Source organism: Actinorhabdospora filicis (assembly GCF_030269765.1).
Lineage (GTDB): Bacteria > Actinomycetota > Actinomycetes > Mycobacteriales > Micromonosporaceae > Actinorhabdospora > Actinorhabdospora filicis.
Map to the genome: position 1 here is coordinate 766,239 of NZ_BSTX01000004.1, position 19,038 is coordinate 785,276.

The following is a 19,038-nucleotide window of genomic DNA, read 5'->3' on the forward strand; positions in this document are numbered from 1 at the left end:
GGCGACAAGGAGGTCACGGCCCTGAGACTCGAACTTCGCGGCATCACCAAGACGTTCGGTGCCCTCGTCGCCAACGACCACATCGACCTCGTCATCGGGGACGGCGAGATCCACGCCCTCCTCGGTGAGAACGGCGCTGGCAAGAGCACGTTGATGAACGTGCTCTACGGCCTGCTGACCCCCGACTCCGGCGAGATCCTCATCGACGGCGTCCCGCAGACCTTCCACAGCCCCCGCGACGCCCTGCGCGCGAAGGTGGGCATGGTCCACCAGCACTTCATGCTGGTGCCCGTCTTCACCGTCGCCGAGAACATCATGCTCGGCCGCGAGAAGACCAGCGGCGTCCTGCTGAGCCGCGCCGCCGCCCGCGCCGAGGTGCGCGAGCTGTCCGAGCGCTACGGCCTCGACGTCGACCCCGACGCCGTCGTGGAGGACATCCCCGTCGGCGTCCAGCAGCGCGTCGAGATCATCAAGGCCCTCACCTCCGACTGCGACCTGCTGATCCTGGACGAGCCCACGGCGGTGCTGACCCCCGCCGAGATCGACGAGCTCCTCGACGTCATGCGCACCCTGCGCGCCGACGGCAAGTCGATCGTGTTCATCACCCACAAGCTCAAAGAGGTCAAGGCCATCGCCGACAAGATCACCGTGGTCCGCCGCGGTCGGATCGTCGGCACCGCCGAGCCCACCACCGGCGAGGACGAGCTGGCGGCGATGATGGTCGGCCGCGAGGTCAGCCTCACCGTCGACAAGACCCCCGCCCGGCCGGGCGAGCCGGTCCTGGAGATCGCCGGGCTGAGCGTCCTCGACGAGCGCGGGCAGCGCGCCGTCGACGGGCTGGACCTGGAGGTCCGGGCCGGGGAGATCCTCGGCATCGCCGGCGTCCAGGGCAACGGGCAGACCGAGCTGGCCGAGGCGATCATGTCGCTGCGGCCGGTGCTGACCGGCACCATCATGGTCAACAAGTGCCCCGCCACCCGCAGCAAGACCCGCCAGGTCATCGACTCCGGCGTGGGCTACGTGCCCGAGGACCGCAGCGCCGACGGCCTGGTGAAGAGCTTCTCCATCGCCGAGAACCTGGTCCTGAACCAGTACGACAAGCCGCCCTACGGCAGCGGGTTCATGATCAACCCCAAGATGATCAACAAGGTCGCCGAGGAGCGCGTCGCCGAGTACGACGTCCGCACCCCCTCGGCGCGCACCCCGGTCGGCACCCTGTCCGGCGGCAACCAGCAGAAGGTCATCGTGGCCCGCGAGATGTCGCGCAAGCTCGACCTGCTGATCGCCGCCCAACCCACGCGCGGCGTGGACGTCGGCTCGATCGAGTTCATCCACAAGCGCATCGTCGCCGAGCGCGACACCGGCACCGGCGTCCTGCTCATCTCCAGTGAGCTCGACGAGGTGCTGGCCCTGTCGGACCGGGTGGCGGTGATGTACCGGGGCAGGATCCTCGACATCGTCTCCCCCGACACCCCGCGCGAGAAGATCGGCCGCCTCATGGCCGGCCTCACCGACGACCAGGCCGCGAGTAAGGAGCCGGGAGCGTGACCAATCCGCCCGCCAAGGGTGACGGCGTCCCCGCCGAGGAGCCGGCGCCGACCGCCGGTGGCGACAACGGCCTGACCGTGCCCCCCGCCGAGCAGTTCGAGGCGGCGATGGAGGACGAGGCCGCCGAGCAGGCCGTGGCGGTCGAGGAGACCGCCGCGGTGACCCGGCGCAAGCCGTGGATCCTGCGCGCGGCGATCTACCTGACCACCGCCAACCAGGTCATGGTCACCGTGTACTCGCTGATCCTGGCCGCGGTGGTCGGCGCGATCCTGATCATCGTGTCCGACCCCTACGTGCGATCCACCTGGGGCTACTTCTTCTCCCAGCCCGGCGACGCCCTCTCGGCCAGCTGGGACGCGGTCGCCACCGCCTACGGCGCGCTGTTCCGCGGCGCGGTGGTCGACCCCGACAAGCTGAACCGCTGGTTCTACGGCATGGCCGACCTGGACGCCGTCCTGCGGCCCATCGCCACGACCTTCAACTACTCCGCGCCGCTGATCTTCACCGGTATGGCGGTGGCCCTGGCCTTCCGCTCCGGCCTGTTCAACATCGGCGCGCAGGGCCAGGCGGTCGTGGGCGCGATCGGCGCGGCCATCGTCGGCTTCAGCTTCACCGGCCTGCCCACGATCGTGCACCTGCCCCTGACGCTGCTGGGCGGCCTGGTCGGCGGCGCGATCTGGGGCGCGATCCCCGGCGTCCTCAAGGCCCTCACCGGGGCCCACGAGGTGATCATCTCGATCATGCTCAACTACATCGGCGGCTACCTGCTGCTGTGGGTGATCTCCACCAAGTTCGTGCACTCGCCCGATCGCACCGACGCCATCTCCAAGCCGGCGAGCGAATCGGCGCTGTTCCCCTCGCTGTTCGGGGCGGGCCTGCCGGCCAACTGGGGCATCGTGCTGGCGGTCGTGGTGGCCGCGGGCATGTCGTGGTTCCTGGCGCGCTCCAGCCTGGGCTTCCGGTTCCGCACCGTCGGCGCCAACCCGGCGGCGGCCAAGACCGCCGGTATGGGCGTGGCGGGCACCTACGCCACCGCGATGGCCTTCGGCGGCGGCCTGGCCGGCCTCGGCGGCGCGACGATCCTGCTGGGCAGCACCTCGCACGCGCTGACCCCGTCGGTCGCCGGGACCATCGGCTTCGACGGCATCACCGTGGCCCTCCTGGGCCGGGCCAAGCCGCTCGGCGTGGTCTTCTCGGCGCTGCTCTTCGGGGCCATGCAGGCGGGTGCCTCGACCATGCAGACCGTGGCGCAGATCCCGGTGGACATGGTGACCGTCCTGCAGGCCGTCATCGTCATCTTCATCGCCGCCCCGGCGCTGGTGAAGGGCATCTTCCACCTGCGCGAGGCCAAGGTCTCCGGGCAGGAACTCTCCATGGCGAAAGGCTGGTGACCGCCATGACCACTCTCGCCACGACCGAACCCGCCGCCCCCGCCGCGGTGAAGATCGTCTCCGGCCGCACCATCGGCGTCGGCGTCCTCGCCCTGGTGTTCGCCGGGCTGTCGCTGTGGATGGGCCTGAAGGTCGCCTCCGGCGCGCAGGCGGTGTTCAAGACCTACATGATCGGCGAGGACGTCGAGCTCGACGTCCCCGCCAAGCCGGTCATCCTCGTGATGGCGGTCCTGTGCCTGGCGGTGGGCGCGCTGCTGCTGAGCGACCGGACCGCGAAGTACTTCGCGATGGGCGCCTCGGTGGCCGTGATCGCCTTCGCGATCGCGTTCGTGTGCTGGTCGATCGCCAAGCCCGGCGTGTTCCTGCCGGTGACGGCGACCCTGAACGGCGCGCTGTTCCTGGCGCTGCCGCTGATCCTGGGCTCCCTGTGCGGCGTCCTGTGCGAACGCTCCGGCGTGGTCAACGTCGCCATCGAGGGCCAGTTCCTGGTCGGCGCCTTCGCGGGCGCGCTCATCGGCACCATCTCCGCCTCGGCGTGGGCGGGCCTCATCGCGGGCGCGGCGGCCGGGTGCCTCATCGGGCTGCTGCTGGCCGTCCTGGCCATCCGCTACCTCGTCGACCAGGTCGTCCTCGGCGTCGTGCTGAACCTGCTGGCCCTGGGCCTGACCAGCTTCCTGTACGAGCGGATCATGCAGCGCGCGGCCGAGCAGTTCAACTCGCCGCCGAAGCTGGGCAACTGGACCATCCCGGGCCTGTCGAAGATCCCGGTCATCGGCCCGGCCCTGTTCGACCAGAACATCTTCACCTACATCGCCGTGGCGCTGGTGATCATCGTCTACGTCGGCCTGTTCCACACCCGCTGGGGCCTGCGGACCCGCGCGGTCGGCGAGCACCCGGCCGCGGCCGACTCGGTGGGCATCCGGGTCAACTGGGTGCGCTTCCGCAACGTCCTGATGGGCGGCCTGGTCGCCGGTGTCGGCGGCGCGTTCTTCACCATCGGCTCGGCGATCGCGTTCAACAAGAACATGACCGTCGGCAAGGGCTTCATCGCCCTGGCGGTGCTGATCGTCGGCCGCTGGAACCCGCTGGGCGCCCTCGCGGGAGCGCTGCTGTTCGGTTTCACCGACCAGCTGCAGATCTTCCTCAGCTCCATGCCGGGCGGTTCGCCGATCCCCTCGCAGTTCCTGTCGATGCTGCCCTACGTGGTGACGATCTTCGCCGTCGCCGGGCTCGTCGGTAAGGTCCGGGCACCGGCCGCCGACGGGGTACCGTACGTAAAGTCATGATCAAGATTCACGGCGCGGGACGCGGGCAGCCGCGTCCCGCGCCGTCGTCTTGTGTGGGAAACACCGTGTGGGAGCCGAAGTGACCGAGGTCGACTGGCCCGCCCTCCGCGAGGCCGCCGTGGCGGCCATGCGCCGGGCGTACGCGCCTTACTCGAAGTACCCCGTGGGGGCCGCCGGGCTCGTCCTGGGCCCCGGCGGCGACACCCGCGTGGTGTCGGGCTGCAACGTGGAGAACGCCTCTTACGGGCTGACCCTGTGCGCCGAATGCGGCCTGGTGTCGCAGCTTCACAACACCGGCGGCGGGCGCCTGCTCGCCATGGCCTGTGTGGACGGCGGGGGCGAGGCCCTCACCCCCTGCGGCCGCTGCCGTCAGCTCCTGTACGAGCACGGCGGGCCGGACTGCCTCGTGGACGCCGCCGGAGGGCCCGTCCGCGTCATCGACCTACTGCCCGGAGCATTCGGGCCGGACCATCTGGAGCGCGCATGAGCTCTTCGAATAACGGGGCCATCTCCGCCGTCGACGTCATCCGTACCAAGCGCGACGGGGGCGTCCTCTCCGACGCCCAGATCGACTGGGTGATCGACGCCTACACGCGCGGTGTCGTCGCCGACGAGCAGATGTCGGCGCTGGCCATGGCGATCTTCCTGAACGGCGCCACCGACGCCGAGATCGCCCGCTGGACGCAGGCGATGATCGCCTCGGGCGAGCGCCTCGACCTGTCGGGCGTCGGCAAGCCCACCGTGGACAAGCACTCCACCGGCGGTGTCGGCGACAAGATCACGCTCCCGCTGGCCCCGCTGGTCGCCGCGTTCGGCGTGGCCGTCCCGCAGCTGTCCGGGCGGGGTCTCGGGCACACCGGCGGGACCCTCGACAAGCTGGAGACCATCCCCGGATTCCGGGTGGGCCTCAGCAACGCCGAGTTCATCGAGCAGATGCGCACCACCGGCGCCGTCGTCTGCGCCGCCAGCGACACCCTCGCCCCCGCCGACCGCCGCCTGTACGCGCTGCGGGACGTGACCGCGACGGTGGAGTCCATCCCGCTGATCGCGTCCTCGATCATGAGCAAGAAGATCGCCGAGGGCACCGACGCGCTGGTGCTGGACGTGAAGGTCGGCTCCGGGGCGTTCATGAAGGAGCTGGCCCCGGCCCGCGAGCTGGCCGAGACGATGGTGCGGCTGGGTGCCGCGCACGGCGTCCGGACGGTGGCGCTGCTGACCGACATGAACACCCCGCTGGGGCGGACCGCCGGCAACGCGCTGGAGGTGCGCGAGTCGGTGGAGGTGCTGGCCGGTGGCGGTCCCGCCGACGTGGTCGAGCTGACGGTGGCGCTGGCGCGGGAGATGCTGCTGCTCGCCGGTGTCGACGCCGACCCGGCCCCGGCGCTGGCCGACGGCCGCGCGATGGACGCCTGGCGCGCCATGGTCGTGGCCCAGGGCGGCGACCCGGACGCGGCCCTGCCGGTGGCGCCCGAGTACGACGACGTGGTCGCCGAGGCCGACGGCGTGGTGACCGCGATGGACGCCTACGCGGTGGGCATCGCCGCGTGGCGCCTGGGCGCCGGGCGCGCCCGCAAGGAGGACAAGGTCTCGGCCGGTGCCGGTGTGGAGATCCTCAAGACCGTCGGCGAGGAGGTCAAGGCCGGTGAGCCGGTGCTGCGCCTGTGGGCCGACGGGACGGGCGTGTTCTCCGCCGCCCGCGACGCCCTCGGCGGCGCGGTGACCATCGGCGGCGAGCGCGTCGAGCGCGACATGGTCCTGGGGCGCGTGGCGCAGTAGTTCAAGAAGCGCAGTGGTTCACGTGTTCGTGTGGGGCGGGTGGTGCCGGTGGCGCCGCCCGCCCCCGCTTTTCGCCCTCGCCGTCACACGGCGTGACCGGGTGCGCGTTCCCTCACGCCCCGGAATCGCGCCCGCTCACGCGCGCCGGGTGCCGGTGAGACGATCTCCGGCATTGCGCCGGCGTTAATTCCCCGTCGCGTTCGCGTTGAAGCGAATCCGGTTCCCGGCTAAAACGATCGCCTCGCCCCGACTTGTCATCCTTGCGCTGCGGGCCTCGACGCTCTAACGTCTCGACCAGCACGGGATGTGTCGCGCGCCACCACGCGTGACGTTTCGCCGTCTCTCATTCTTGCTCGACGAGTTGTGAACGAGTGGCTCATGACTGCGATGACATTGGATCCCCGGCAGATCCGATCTCGTACGTGCGGTGACTTCCAGCGCCTGGGACTGCAATCGGCATCGGCCGAGCGCTTCCCGCTGATGTGGCGCCCCGACGAGGACGTCACGCTGCGTTCGGTGACCGAGATCGAATCGCGCGCGGCGATCCTGAGCGTCCTCCAGGCGAGGGTCATGGACATGCCCCCGCAGATGGCGATGCGCTGGATGCTCGACGCGCACGTCCTGGAGGAGCTGACCCGCGACGAGTGGGCCTTCATCGCCAGCGGCGTGGGCGATCCCCGCCGTTACGCGCAGCAGCTCGACGCGCTGTACGGGATGGCGTGGCTGCTGGGTCTGGTGGACGGCCTCGACCCGCAGCGCGCCTGCGCCGACGGGCTGGCCGCGGTGTTCCCGGACCTGCGCTCGGGCGAGTCCTTCGGGGTATGGCGGGCGCGGACCCTCACCACGCGCCCCGACCCGTGGGAGGTCGCGTCCCTTCTGGACCTCTACTACTGCCTCGACTGGGCCTACCAGGACGCCGCCCGGCGCGGCATGCCCGCGCCCGGCCCCCTCGACCCGGCCGCGGTGTGGCACCGCCGGTGGGCCCTGGAGTGGGCGCTGGTGGTGCGCGGCGGCAACCGGCAGGTCACCACCCCGGCGTGGGACCAGGTGGACCTTTCGGCCTAGGCCGCCCATTCCCGGCTGGATTATTCCCGAACGTGGGAGTGGGAATCACCGCATCGCGCTGACCTGCGGGTGTGCGAAAGCGTGTGCGGCAGGGGCTACCCCGCCGGGTATCGAACGAGTAGCTTCGATGCGATAACCGACTTCGCGGAGGGCGACGAATGCAGTACGTGGGTCTGGCCGCCCGATTCCTGATCGGCGCGGTGTTCCTCGTGTCGGCGCTGACCAAGCTCACCAGCGGCGTGCGCTACCGCTCCTTCGTCCGCGCCACCAAGCGCATGCGGATCGTGCCGCGCAACCTGGTGACCGCCGCCGCGATCACCGTCGCGGCCTCCGAAGTGGCCATCGTGGTCCTGCTGGCGGTGCCGGTGGACCTGGTCGCCACCGCCGGTTTCGCCGTCGCCTTCGGGCTGCTGGCGGCCTTCACCGTCGGCATCGTCGTCGCCGTCAAGGACGGGCAGACCGAGCCGTGCGCGTGCTTCGGCAAGTCCACCACCCCCATCGGGACGCAGCACGCCTTCCGCAACGGGTTCCTGATGCTGGCCGCCGTCCTGGGCGCGATCGGCACCCTCACCGGCGGCACCCTCGCCTTCGGGCTGGCCGCGGTCGCCGCCGTCGGCGGGCTCGTCTTCGGTGGCCTCGTCACTATGTTCGACGACCTGTACGAGCTGTTCGCGCCGTCCCCGGCGCCGGCGCGGCGGTCCTGACCGTCCACCGTGGCGGGCCCGTCACCGACGGTTCGACCTGGGCCTATGCTCGACCGATGGCACTGACAATCGAGGAGATCCGCACCGCGCCGAAGGTGCTCCTGCACGACCACCTGGACGGTGGGCTGCGCCCGTCCACCATCATCGAACTGGCCGCCGAGGCCGGGCACGAACTGCCCGCCACCGAACCGGAGGCGCTGGGCGCCTGGTTCGCCGCCGCCGCCGACTCCGGTTCCCTGGAGCGGTACCTGGAGACCTTCGCGCACACCGTCGCGGTCATGCAGACCGAGTCGGCGATCCGCCGCGTGGCCGCCGAATGCGCCATCGACCTCGCCGACGACGGCGTCGTCTACGCCGAGGTCCGCATGGCGCCGGAGCTGCTCACCGAGCGGGGCCTGAGCCTCGAACAGGTCACCGAGGCCATGCTCGCCGGATTCGGCGAGGGCTCGGCCGAGGCCGCCGGGCGCGGCCGCCCCATCCGCATGGGCCTCCTGCTGGTGGCGATGCGCCACGCGGCGATGTCCATGGAGATCGCCGAACTCGCCGTCCGCTACCGCGACGAGGGCGTGGTCGGCTTCGACATCGCCGGTGCCGAGGCCGGGTACCCGCCCACCCGCCACCTCGACGCCTTCGAGTACCTCCAGCGCGAGAACGCGCACTTCACCATCCACGCCGGTGAGGCCTTCGGGCTGCCCTCGATCTGGCAGGCGCTCCAGTGGTGCGGCGCCGACCGGCTCGGCCACGGCGTGCGCATCATCGACGACATCGTCGTGGGCGCCGACGGCGTCCCGCACCTGGGCCGTCTGGCGCATTACGTGCGCGACAAGCGGATCCCGCTGGAGATGTGCCCGTCGTCGAACGTGCAGACCGGCGCCGCCGAGTCCGTCGCCTCGCACCCGCTGGGGCTGCTGACCCGGCTGGGTTTCCGCGTCACCGTCAACACCGACAACCGCCTGATGAGCGGCACGTCGGTGTCGAAGGAGTTCGCGCTGCTCTCCGAGGCCTTCGGGTACGGCTGGGAGGAGCTGCGCTGGTTCACCGTCAACGCGATGAAGAGCGCCTTCGTGCACCACGACGAGCGGCTGGCCATCATCAACGACGTCATCAAGCCCGGTTACGCCAAGCTGATCGGCTAAAAGAGTGCCGCGGGCGGGGCCCTGCGGCCCCGCCCGTCGGCTACACCGCCGTCAGGACGACCTTGCCGCGCGCGCGTCCCGACTCCACCCGCGCCATCGCCTCCCGGACCCGGTCGAGGGGCAGCACGGTGTCGATCTCGGCCCGCAGGTGGCCCTTCGCGGCGAAGCGGGCCACCGCGCCCATGTCGTCGTGGTCGGGTTCGACGAGCAGGAAACCGCCCCGGACGTGCGCGGGCAGCTCGGTCACGCCCGAGGGGACCAGGTTGACCAGCGTCCCGCCCTCGCGCAGCACCGGCAGCGACCGCGCGGCGTAGTCCCCGCCGACGGTGTCCAGCACGACGTCGACGTTGCGCAGCTCGCCGAAGTCCTCGGCGGTGTAGTCGATCATCCGGTCGGCGCCCAGGTTCGTCACGAACTCGTGCTTGGCGGCACTGGCGGTGCCGATGATGACCGCGCCCAGCTCCTTGGCCAGCTGCACCGCCACGTGCCCCACGCCCCCGGCGGCGGCGTGGATCAGCACCCGCTGCCCCGGCCGCAGGCCCGCGGTGTCCACCAGCGCCTGCCACGCCGTCAGCGAGACCAGCGGCAGCGCGGCGGCCCGCACGTGGTCCAGCGCGGCGGGCTTGCGGACCAGGTGCCGCGGCGGCGCGGTGACGTACTCGGCGAAGGTCCCGCCCGCGTGCGGGAAGCGGATCATCCCGAAGACCTCGTCACCCGGCTTGTACAACTGCACACCCCGCCCGACCTCCTCGACCACGCCCGAGACGTCCCAGCCCGGCGTCCGCATCGGCGTCCCGTCGGGCAGGCTCCCGCGCGCGGCGCCCTTCACGTCGGCGGGGTTCACGCTCGCCGCGTGCACCCGCACCAGGACCTCCACCGGGCCCGGCTCCGGGCGGTCCACCTCGGTGACCGACGGTCCGTCCCCGGTCATGACGACTGCCTTCATCGACACTCCTTCTCTCTGCTCACCTACAGCCTCCGGCTCTCTGCTCATTTACAGCCTCCGGCTGTCACCGCGCGGCCGAAACGGCCCGCGGGCCGACATGTGCCAGGATCGGGCCATGCATCGGGTCGCCGTCCTCGCCCTCCCCGGAGTGATCCCCTTCGAGCTGGGCATCCCCTCCCGCGTCTTCGACGTTGCCGGACGCTACGAGACCGTCACCTGTGGCGCCGACGACCGGCCCGTGCCCACCGCCGCCGACTTCACCGTCACCCCCGCCCACGGTCCCGAGGCACTGGCCACCGCCGACACCGTGATCATCCCAGCCACCCACGGCGAGGTGTCCGATTCCCTCACCCCGGCCGTGGCCGCCGCCCTCGCGCGCGTCCGCCCCGGCACCCGCATGGTGTCGATCTGCCTGGGCTCCTACGTCCTCGCCGCCGCCGGATACCTCGACGGCCGCCGCGCCACCACCCACTGGAAGCACGCCGAGCACTTCCAGCGCACCTTCCCCCGCGTCCACGTCGACCCCGACGTCCTCTTCGTCGACGACGGCGACGTCCTCACCTCCGCCGGCGCCGCCTCCGGGCTCGACCTGTGCCTCCACATCGTCCGCCGCGACCACGGCAGCGAACTCGCCAACCACGTCGCCCGCCGCTGCGTCGTCCCACCCTGGCGCGACGGCGGGCAGGCCCAGTACAGCGAACGGCCCGTCCCGCCCCCGGCCGACAGCGGAACCGCGCCGACCCGCGCCTGGGCCCTCGGCCGCCTCGACCGCCCCCTCGCCCTCGACGACCTCGCCACCCACGCGCGCATGAGCCGCCGCACCTTCACCCGCCGCTTCCGCGACGAGGTCGGCGAGAGCCCCGGCCGCTGGCTCACCCGCCAGCGCGTGGAGGAGGCCCTGCGCCTCCTGGAGACCACCGACCTGACCGTGGACCGCATCGCGCTGCGGGTCGGGTTCGGCTCGGGCGCCTCGCTGCGGGAGCACCTGCGCGGCAGGGTCGGGGTGGCGCCGGGCAGGTACCGGGCGGCGTTCCGGGGCGAGGGAATCCCCCGTTCGACCGGCTTCGCGTAGCCGGGCGCGCGCCGGGAAGGCCCCGCCGGTACCCGGCCACGGCTTTTCGGAGCTTCGGGGGAGAACCGGCGCCGATCATCCCGATCGGGCCGCGCGGACCGGGAACCGGCAGGTCGCGGGCCTATCGTGGCGGTCGTGCCCGTGGACGAACACGCCCGGCCCCGCCGCGACTGGGTCCTCCCGCTGAGCCTCATCGCGGCCGCCGCGCTCTCCGTCGCGCTCGCCGCCCGCACCGGGGACGAGGCCGTGCCCACCGCGGCCCCACCCGCGCCCGCCCCGGCCACCGCCGCCTCCCACGGCGAGACCCGCGTCCCCGGCGACGAGCGGATCACGGTCACCTGCGACGGCTTCACCGGGCACCTGACCATCGGGCACCCCGACTTCGCACCGGCCTGGGCGGCCCGCGCCGACCACTGCGCGATCGAGCGTCCCGCCGGGATACCCCTCACCGGCCCCGAACGCCGCGCCCTGGAGACCGCCGGACGCCACGACGACGCCGACGTGAAGTTCCTCTACGGCGTCTGCGCCGAGGCCGACCCCGCCGGTGTCTACGCCTCCGCCGACTACGCGGCCACACCCGAGCAGGCCGCCGAGATCCGCGGCGCGCTGGTCCTGTGCCCCGGCCACCCGCTCGCCGCGGAACTGGGGGCCACCGCCGAACGCGGTGAACAGGACGCCGAACTCGCCGCCGGCGGCCGCATCTTCGGCCCCGGGACCCTCATCGTCGGCGCCGAGATCCAGCCCGGCACCTACGCGGTCACCGGCGACATCGAGAACTGCCACTGGATACGCCGGGGCCAGGGCGGGGCGGTCCTCGACGAGTACTTCTCACTCACCGACCGGCGGGTCGTGGTGATGATCCAGGAGAACGACTACTCGTTCTTCTCCGAGAGCTGCGGGCGGTGGCGGCCCGCCTGACCGCAGACGCAAACGTGCCCCGGAAGCGCGGGACGGATGCGCTTCCGGGGCACCGCCGTCCGGTCAGGCCCCGCCGGCCGTAGGAGGCGAGGCGAGCGTCGTCGCCGGGCCGGTGCGCGCACGGGGGGCGTCCGCGTGCCGGCGGGGGAGTCCGCTGGGTGTTGCCTCGCCGTGATGGAGCGGTGCGCTCGCCTCGCTGGCGGGACGAGGTGGCGCGGCGGCTCCGTAGGCGTCGCGCGGGGGGAAGGGCGCGGATGCGCCGTGGTCGATCGGCTCGCCGGCACTGGCGGGATAGTCGACTTCACGGCTGAAGTCGGTTTCCGCGTGCCACCCGTCGCTGGCGACGACTTTCGGGATGGAGCCGGTGACGTACGGGCGCGGCGTGCCTGCGGTCTCGGGGGAGGTATGAGAGCCGAAGGCGGCCGAGAGGCGCGCGTCCTGACCGGGGTCGTGGGGGGAGACGGCCACCGCGCGGCGGCGCGGGGCTTCGAGGGGCAGGGCGGGTTCCTGGTCGTCGGCGTCGGACAGCAGCCCGAAGATCAGGCCGACCAGGGCCATGGTGGCCAGCACCATGATGGGGATCAGCAAGAGGATGGGGTCCACCCCGGGAACGGTCGTGCGCTGCTCGTCCAGGGTCACCGTCACCGACGCCATGCCGGTGTAGTGCATGCCGCAGACGGCGACCGCCATGATCGCCGAGGCGATCAGGATGGGCTTGCGGCCCTCGATCCAGACCGCGAAGGCCAGGGCGACCGTCGCGGCGACCACGGCGATGGCCACGGACGCGGTGAACAGCACCGGGTCGTAGTCGATCGTGCCGTTGACGCGGACGGCGCCCATGCCCGTGTAGTGCATCGCGACCACGCCGAGCCCGGTGAGGGGCCCGCCGATGAGGACCTTCACCACCGACTTGCGGCCGAGACCGACCGTGTAGATCCCGAAGGCGACCGAGGCGATGGAGATGACCAGGCTCAAGGCGGTCACGCCCAGGTCGTAACGGACGTCGGATCCGGCCACGTCGAAGCCGATCATGGCGGTGAAGTGCATCATCCAGATGCCCGTGCCGCCCAGCGCGATCGTCGCGTAGAACAGCCGCGCCACCCGCGAGGCCGTGGTGGTGGCCTTGCGGGCCCGGACCATGCAGAACAGCCCGAGCAGCGAGCCCGAGAGGGCGAACCCGAACCCCATGAGCGGATTGATGAAGCCGTGCGAAAAGTGGGAGATATGAGCCACGTCAACTCCTGGCGCCATGGACTGTCATCTGCTCACCGCCGAGTCTCGTCCAGAAGGGACGTTCCACGTCGGACACCATGTGCGTTCCGACCGACCAACGGCTTTCCCGGCCATCGAGAACCCTCGATCCGGGTCAGTGCGAACCGACCATAGCGAAGCCGGACATCTTGCATGTACCGGGATGAGTCTGTCGGACTCGGCCGTGAAGATCCAAGCCCTTAGGTATCTCTTAATCCGGACTTGAGATACCGGTACCGACCGTGCTGTGATGCTCCCGGCGCGCGCTCGCCCGGCGCGAGGCGATGGGATACGGTGACGATGTCGGCCATGTGACATTGCACTGATCTGGGTAGGCGGATCGGTCGCCGGACGACGTCCCGAAGCCCGTGGAGGGAGACCCATGACCGAGGCGCTGCGCAGCATCGACCCCCGCACCGGCGAGGCCACCGGCGAACCGGTGCCCGTCACGTCCCCCGCCGACGTCGACCGGGCCGCCACCCGCGCCGCCGCGGCCGCGCCCGCCTTCGCCGCCCTCCCCCTCGCCACCCGGGCGGCACTCCTCCGCGGCATCTCCGCCACGCTCGGCGCGCACGCCGACGAGATCGTCGCCACCGCCGACGCCGAGACCGCCCTCGGCACCGCCCGCCTCACCGGCGAACTCGGCCGCACCCGCGTCCAGTTCGAGCTCTTCGCCGACGCCGTCGAGGCCGGGGCCTTCCTTGAGATCATCATCGACAAGGCCGACCTGGACGCCAAGCCGACGCCGCGTCCCGACCTGCGCCGGATGCTCGTCCCGCTCGGCCCGGTCGCCGTCTACGCCGCCAGCAACTTCCCCCTCGCCTTCTCCGTACCCGGCGGCGACACCGCCAGCGCGCTCGCGGCCGGCTGCCCCGTCGTCGTCAAGGCGCACGAGGCGCACCCGCGCACCTCTCTTCTGTGCGCGCGCCTCATCACCGAGGCCCTCGCCGAAGGCGGCGCCCCCGACGGCGTCTTCTCCGTCGTGTACGGCTTCGAGGCCGGGACGGCCCTCGTGCGGCACCCCGCGATCAAGGCCGCCGGTTTCACCGGCTCCCTGCACGGCGGGCGCGCCCTCCACGACCTCGCCGCCTCGCGGCCCGAGCCGATCCCGTTCTTCGGCGAACTCGGCAGCGTCAACCCCGTCGTGGTGACCCCGGCGGCCCTCGCCGAACGCGGGCCCGCCATCGCCGAGGGGTACGTGGCCTCCATGACCCTGGGCGCCGGGCAGTTCTGCACCAAGCCGGGCGTCCTCTTCCTCCCCGAGGGCCACGGACTCGACGACGCCCTCGCCGCCGCGGCCGCCGCGACCACCCCGCACCCGCTGCTGCACGAGCGCATCCGGGACGGCTACCTGGCCGGTGTCGAAGCGCTCGCCGCGCTGCCCGGTGTGCGGGTCCTGGCCGCGCCCGGTAAGGGCGAAAACGGGTTCAGCGTCCGGACCGGACTGTTCGGTGTCGAGGAAAAGTACTTCCGGGCGAACACCGAGGTACTTCTGACCGAATGTTTCGGGCCCGCGTCGGTCGTCGTCGAGTACGCGCCGGAGTCGGCGGCCGACCTTCCGTCCCTCATTCCGGGGAGCCTGACCGCCACCGTCCACATTGGCACGGACGAGGACGCCGCCGCGCTCGTCGCCGGGCTGGCCCGGCGGGTCGGCCGGATCATCGTGAACGGCTGGCCGACGGGCGTGGCGGTCACCGCCGCGCAGCAGCACGGTGGCCCCTGGCCTGCGGCGACGACGTCCCAGCACACCTCCGTGGGGGAGACCGCGATGCGCCGCTGGCTACGCCCGGTGTCCTATCAGGACACTCCGCAGGCGCTCCTGCCCGAAGTGCTCAAAGACACCGCCGAGGGCACCCTTCCGTGTCGGGTTTCGCAGTCCTTCGGCTCGTGACGTGGCAGGTCAGTGACCACCTGTGACAGACGAGCGTCGATATACCCGAATTGTGGTAGAGCCTTAATTGATCTTGCTCCCCGCCCTTCCGTTAATCGGTTTCGCGTGATGGAATCGCACAGGTCCGCAGAGGCCGACGGCGCCTGTCGCGCTGTCCGCGAACCGATCCGGGCGGCATCGCCCCGCCGGGCCCCGAAGACGGGCCACTAAGAAAAAGTCCGGGAGGACGACCAGAGGTGAGCAGCAGAAGCGAGGCGACCGAAACCGCGCGTGGGCGCAGGTTCGGCATCCCGCCCCTTCGGGACATCCGCATCCGGCCCAAGCTCGGGATCATCCTGATCGTGCCGGTGCTCGCCCTCGTCGGCCTCGCCGTGGTCCGCCTCCTCGATACCGGCCAGCGGGCCGTCGAGGCCGACGTGCTCAAGAGCTACGCGTCCTTCGCGGGCGTGGTCTCCGAACTCACGCACACCCTCCAGGTCGAGCGGACCGCCGCCTGGGACTTCCTCGACCCGACCGACCGCGGCGACGCCGGTGAGGACGACAAGCAGCTGCTCCAGGCCTCCTACGCCAAGACCGACGTCGCGCTGGCCGCCTATCACGAGGCCCGCGACGCGCTCGGCGACGTGCCGGTCCAGTTCGCCGAGGCCCTGCGCACCGCCGACTCCAGCTTCATCCAGCTCCCGAGCAACCGGACCGACGTCGACCAGCGCGTCATGAACGTGTCCAGTGTCGCCGCGCGCTACACCTCGATGGTCATGCCGCTGCTGGGCGTGCACGAGGTGCTCAGCCAGTCCACGGCCGACCCCGACCTGAGCCTCGACCTGCGGATCTCGGCGCTGCTGTCCACCATGAAGGACGCCTCCGAGCAGGAGAAGCTCGTCATGCTCTCCAGCGAGCAGGACAAGCGCTTCACCACCGTCGAGTACCAGGACTTCAGCTCGTGGCTGGTCACGCGCAGGCAGGCCCGTGACGCGCTCATCCTCGCCGCGCCCGACGCCAGCCGCCGCAACGACATCGTCCGGGCCATCAACGCCGCCGTCGACACCCGCGACGCGCTCCAGGTCGAGGGCCAGATCCGCGACCTCCTCCCCGGGCAGGCCCTGAACGTCGACTACGGCGCCTGGCAGAAGGCCATGGACGGGCGCCGCGACTCCGCCCGGCAGGCCGAGATCGAGCAGGAGAGCCGCCTCAAGGCCGAGGCCGAGTCGATCCGCAACCAGGTCGTCACCCGCGTGCTCATCGAGTCCGCGGTCGTCCTCCTCGCGCTCACCGCCGCCGTCGCGCTGGCCCTGGTCATCGCCCGGTCCATCGCCTCCAGCCTCCGCCAGCTGCGTGAGGGCGCGCTGCAGATGGCCCACGTCGACCTCCCCGAGGCCGTGGCCCGCCTGCGCGACACCGACGTCCTGGGCACCCTGACGCCCGAGGAGTTCGCCGAACGGCAACCCGAGCCGCTGAGACTGCACACCCGCGACGAGATCGGGCAGGTGGCGCAGGCCTTCAACATCGTGCACAAGGAGGCCGTCCGGGTTGCCGCCGAGCAGGCCGCCCTGCGGTCCTCGGTCTCGACGATGTTCGTCAACCTCGCGCGCCGCTCGCAGATCCTCGTCGACCGGCTCATCGGCCACCTCGACCGCCTCGAACGCGGTGAAGAGGACCCCGACCGCCTGGCCGAGCTGTTCCAGCTGGACCACCTGGCCACCCGAATGCGCCGCAACGACGAGAACCTCCTCGTCATCGCCGGCGCCGACTCCGCCCGCGTCCAGCGCGAACCCGCCACCATCGGCGACCTGCTGCGCGCGGCCCAGTCCGAGGTGGAGCAGTACACCCGCGTCGAATTCGGCACCATCCTCGCCGAGCGCGAGATCAGCGCCGCCTTCGTCAACGACCTCGTCCACCTGGTCGCCGAGCTCTTCGACAACGCCACCGCGTTCTCCTCACCGGACACCGCGGTCGTCGCCGAGGCGCGCCAGCAGGGCAGCGAGATCATCCTCCTCATCACCGACCGCGGCATCGGCATCAGCCCCGAGCAGCTCGAAGAGCTCAACCGGCAGCTGGCCGAACCGCCGCTGGTGGACCTCGCCGCGTCCCGCATGATGGGCCTCGTCGTGGTCGGCCGCCTGGCCGTCCGGCACGGCGTCCGCGTCACCCTGCACCCCGGGGAACTGGGCGGAACCGTCGCCGAGGTCGCCCTGCCCGACGCGATCCTCACCGACCCGCACCGGCCGCAGCTGAACGGCGGCGCGCGCCCCGCCGCGGAGATCCCGCCGGCGCCCGCGTCGTTCAACGGCTTCGCCGCCTCCGGAGGCTACGAGCCGTCCGGGCCCGTCGAGGACGTCTACACCCCGCCCGCCGCACCGCAGCGCAGCCTGTTCGAGCCGGTCCACCTGCCGGAGACCGACTTCCAGCAGGCGCCCGCCTACGATGACGCGCCGGCGCCCTCCTTCTCCGTGAAGGAGGAGGACGTCCCCTCCATGACGTTCCGGCCCGCCAACGGCGCCGACACCGACGGTCTCCCGCGCCGCAAGGTGATGGAGCTGACCGGCGAGATCGTCTCCGAGGCCGCCGGGCACGTCGACCCCGACACGCCGGTGCACACCCCCGTCGAGGGGCCCACCGAGGCGTTCCCGATGATCACCCTTGAGGCGACCACGGTCACCCGTCCCACGGTGTCCACCGCGACCACCGAGGACGAGGCCGAGACGCCCGCCGCCGAGGAATCCTCGAAGTGGGCCGCCCTCAACGACGCGCCCTCGTGGCCGCCGCCGCGCAGCGTCGAGAAGCCCACGCCGCCCCCGTCGGGCGCCCCCGACGAGACCATGGAGATCCCGATCTTCCGTGAGGTCTCCTCGGCCTGGTTCACGCCGTCCCACATCGACGCGCCGCCCACCGTGCCCGCTCCCCGCGAGCCGGAGCCGGTGGAGACCGCCGTCGCGCCGCCGGAGCCGGTCCGCATGGAGGCTCCGCGCATGGAGCCCCCGCGAGTGGAACCCCCGCGTGTGGACGCCGTCCGGTCGCACGGCTCGATCGCCGGGGCCGTTTCCGGGCGTGGCCGGGTACGGTCGGACGAGCCCGGTGAGAGCTTCTTCGGCACCGCCCCGTCGGTGCCGGAGGTCCCCGAGGTGCCGACCCCGGCCACCCGGGACCACTACGACACGACCTCCACCCGGCAGGAGGAGAGCATGGCGTCCGAAGCTCGGCCGTCGCGGGACAACCCGCGCGCGGACTTCTGGGGGGAGACCTCGGCCGATGACGGCTGGGTCGCCGCCCGCAACGCGTCCTCGGTGGCCGACGATCGGACGACAGGTAACGGACTGCCCAAGCGCACGCCCATGGCGCAACTGGTCCCGGGCAGCATCGAAGTCCCCGACGAACAACCGATGCGCGCTCAGCAGCGCGACCCCGAAGGCGTGCGCGGACTGTTGTCCGCGTATCACCGGGGCGTGCAGCGGGGCCGCGGAGGCCGTACGGTTGACGACGACGCGGCTCGGCGCCAGACGGGCAGGCTCACCAACGGTGCAGGCAAGGAGCACGACGCATGACCCTCCCACACACCGCCCCTCAGCGCGGGTTCACCCAGCACGCCAGAGGTCACATGCAGGACCTCGGCTGGCTGCTGGCCGGCTTCGCCGACCGGGTTCCCGGTGTCGCTCACGCCATCGCCGTCTCCGCCGACGGCCTGCTGCTCGCCTCGTCCCGTGACCTCCCGAGGGACCGCGCCGACCAGCTCGCCGCGGTGGCCTCCGGCCTCGTCAGCCTCACCCAGGGCGCCTCGCGGTGCTTCGAGGGTGGAGCCGTGCTCCAGACCGTCGTGGAGATGGACAACGGGTTCCTCTTCCTGATGTCCATCTCGGACGGTTCCTCGTTCGCGGTCCTGGCCGCTCGCAACTGCGACGTCGGCCAGGTCGGATACGAGATGGCCCTGCTGGTCGACCGGGTCGGGCAGGCGCTCACGCCGGCCACCCGAGAGGCCGCGAGGTGATCCACTGTGGACGCGGTACGGTGCTCTGAGCCCGACGACGTGACCACCAGCCGAGGTTTAACACGACATGAGAAC

Annotated in this window: 14 protein-coding genes and 1 pseudogene; 13 read left to right on the top strand and 2 right to left on the bottom strand. The window is 71.7% G+C overall.

What is annotated here, in order from left to right; genetic code table 11:
• The first annotated feature begins 81 nt into the window (after positions 1-81).
• The 8 genes and pseudogenes from QSK10_RS28625 to QSK10_RS28660 all read left to right on the top strand — a co-directional run bounded on the left by QSK10_RS28625 (position 82) and on the right by QSK10_RS28660 (position 8,906).
• Positions 82-1,548, top strand: coding sequence for an ABC transporter ATP-binding protein (locus QSK10_RS28625; protein WP_349497713.1), 1,467 nt, complete (start codon positions 82-84; stop codon positions 1,546-1,548).
• 107 nt (positions 1,549-1,655) lie between these two features.
• On the top strand, positions 1,656-2,939 hold the full coding sequence (locus QSK10_RS28630; protein ID WP_432705377.1) for an ABC transporter permease: 1,284 nt from the start codon (positions 1,656-1,658) through the stop codon (positions 2,937-2,939).
• 5 nt (positions 2,940-2,944) lie between these two features.
• Positions 2,945-4,225: an ABC transporter permease gene (locus QSK10_RS28635; protein ID WP_285666326.1), complete on the top strand. Its 1,281-nt coding sequence runs from the start codon at positions 2,945-2,947 to the stop codon at positions 4,223-4,225.
• Positions 4,226-4,304: 79 nt separating this feature from the next.
• Positions 4,305-4,703 (top strand): annotated as a pseudogene (locus QSK10_RS28640) (cytidine deaminase); the annotation flags it as partial.
• 5 nt (positions 4,704-4,708) lie between these two features.
• A complete protein-coding gene (locus QSK10_RS28645; protein ID WP_285666327.1) occupies positions 4,709-6,001 on the top strand; it encodes a thymidine phosphorylase in 1,293 nt (430 codons plus the stop codon).
• Between the two features lie 378 nt (positions 6,002-6,379).
• Entirely contained in the window at positions 6,380-7,066 is a 687-nt protein-coding gene (locus tag QSK10_RS28650) for a DUF4272 domain-containing protein (RefSeq protein ID WP_285666329.1), read from the top strand.
• A gap of 158 nt (positions 7,067-7,224) precedes the next feature.
• Complete coding sequence (locus QSK10_RS28655; protein WP_285666330.1) at positions 7,225-7,770, top strand: MauE/DoxX family redox-associated membrane protein; 546 nt, start codon at positions 7,225-7,227, stop codon at positions 7,768-7,770.
• A 56-nt stretch (positions 7,771-7,826) separates the two neighbouring features.
• Complete coding sequence (locus tag QSK10_RS28660) at positions 7,827-8,906, top strand: adenosine deaminase (RefSeq protein WP_285666331.1); 1,080 nt, start codon at positions 7,827-7,829, stop codon at positions 8,904-8,906.
• A gap of 40 nt (positions 8,907-8,946) precedes the next feature.
• On the opposite strand, the gene QSK10_RS28665 is transcribed toward QSK10_RS28660, so the two are convergent.
• The gene (locus QSK10_RS28665; protein ID WP_285666332.1) at positions 8,947-9,852 is read right to left on the bottom strand and encodes an NADP-dependent oxidoreductase; all 906 of its coding nucleotides are present in this window, start codon (positions 9,850-9,852) and stop codon (positions 8,947-8,949) included.
• A 115-nt stretch (positions 9,853-9,967) separates the two neighbouring features.
• Here QSK10_RS28665 and QSK10_RS28670 point away from each other — a divergent pair, with 115 nt between their 5' ends.
• Complete coding sequence (locus tag QSK10_RS28670; protein WP_285666333.1) at positions 9,968-10,924, top strand: GlxA family transcriptional regulator; 957 nt, start codon at positions 9,968-9,970, stop codon at positions 10,922-10,924.
• Positions 10,925-11,059: 135 nt separating this feature from the next.
• On the top strand, positions 11,060-11,842 hold the full coding sequence (locus QSK10_RS28675) for an Rv1352/Rv1906c domain-containing protein (protein WP_285666334.1): 783 nt from the start codon (positions 11,060-11,062) through the stop codon (positions 11,840-11,842).
• Between the two features lie 63 nt (positions 11,843-11,905).
• Here the strand turns inward: QSK10_RS28675 and QSK10_RS28680 are convergent, their stop codons facing one another.
• On the bottom strand, positions 11,906-13,075 hold the full coding sequence (locus QSK10_RS28680) for an MHYT domain-containing protein (protein ID WP_285666335.1): 1,170 nt from the start codon (positions 13,073-13,075) through the stop codon (positions 11,906-11,908).
• Positions 13,076-13,475: 400 nt separating this feature from the next.
• Here QSK10_RS28680 and QSK10_RS28685 point away from each other — a divergent pair, with 400 nt between their 5' ends.
• The 3 genes from QSK10_RS28685 to QSK10_RS28695 all read left to right on the top strand — a co-directional run bounded on the left by QSK10_RS28685 (position 13,476) and on the right by QSK10_RS28695 (position 18,963).
• Positions 13,476-14,984, top strand: a complete 1,509-nt coding sequence (locus QSK10_RS28685; RefSeq protein WP_285666337.1) for an aldehyde dehydrogenase (NADP(+)) — start codon at positions 13,476-13,478, stop codon at positions 14,982-14,984.
• A gap of 236 nt (positions 14,985-15,220) precedes the next feature.
• Complete coding sequence (locus QSK10_RS28690) at positions 15,221-18,523, top strand: sensor histidine kinase (RefSeq protein WP_285666338.1); 3,303 nt, start codon at positions 15,221-15,223, stop codon at positions 18,521-18,523.
• A gap of 53 nt (positions 18,524-18,576) precedes the next feature.
• A complete protein-coding gene (locus QSK10_RS28695; protein ID WP_285666452.1) occupies positions 18,577-18,963 on the top strand; it encodes a roadblock/LC7 domain-containing protein in 387 nt (128 codons plus the stop codon).
• Positions 18,964-19,038 lie beyond the last annotated feature (75 nt).

What these genes read in the sequence shown, in the direction of transcription:
- QSK10_RS28635 (WP_285666326.1), top strand. Translation starts at nt 2,945, where the DNA reads ATGACCACTCTCGCCACGACCGAACCCGCCGCCCCCGCCGCGGTGAAG.
- QSK10_RS28650 (WP_285666329.1), top strand. Translation starts at nt 6,380, where the DNA reads ATGACTGCGATGACATTGGATCCCCGGCAGATCCGATCTCGTACGTGC.
- QSK10_RS28695 (WP_285666452.1), top strand. Translation starts at nt 18,577, where the DNA reads ATGCAGGACCTCGGCTGGCTGCTGGCCGGCTTCGCCGACCGGGTTCCC.
- QSK10_RS28630 (WP_432705377.1), top strand. Translation starts at nt 1,656, where the DNA reads ATGGAGGACGAGGCCGCCGAGCAGGCCGTGGCGGTCGAGGAGACCGCC.
- QSK10_RS28645 (WP_285666327.1), top strand. Translation starts at nt 4,709, where the DNA reads ATGAGCTCTTCGAATAACGGGGCCATCTCCGCCGTCGACGTCATCCGT.
- QSK10_RS28685 (WP_285666337.1), top strand. Translation starts at nt 13,476, where the DNA reads ATGACCGAGGCGCTGCGCAGCATCGACCCCCGCACCGGCGAGGCCACC.
- QSK10_RS28660 (WP_285666331.1), top strand. Translation starts at nt 7,827, where the DNA reads ATGGCACTGACAATCGAGGAGATCCGCACCGCGCCGAAGGTGCTCCTG.
- QSK10_RS28670 (WP_285666333.1), top strand. Translation starts at nt 9,968, where the DNA reads ATGCATCGGGTCGCCGTCCTCGCCCTCCCCGGAGTGATCCCCTTCGAG.
- QSK10_RS28665 (WP_285666332.1), bottom strand. Translation starts at nt 9,852, where the DNA reads ATGAAGGCAGTCGTCATGACCGGGGACGGACCGTCGGTCACCGAGGTG.
- QSK10_RS28655 (WP_285666330.1), top strand. Translation starts at nt 7,225, where the DNA reads ATGCAGTACGTGGGTCTGGCCGCCCGATTCCTGATCGGCGCGGTGTTC.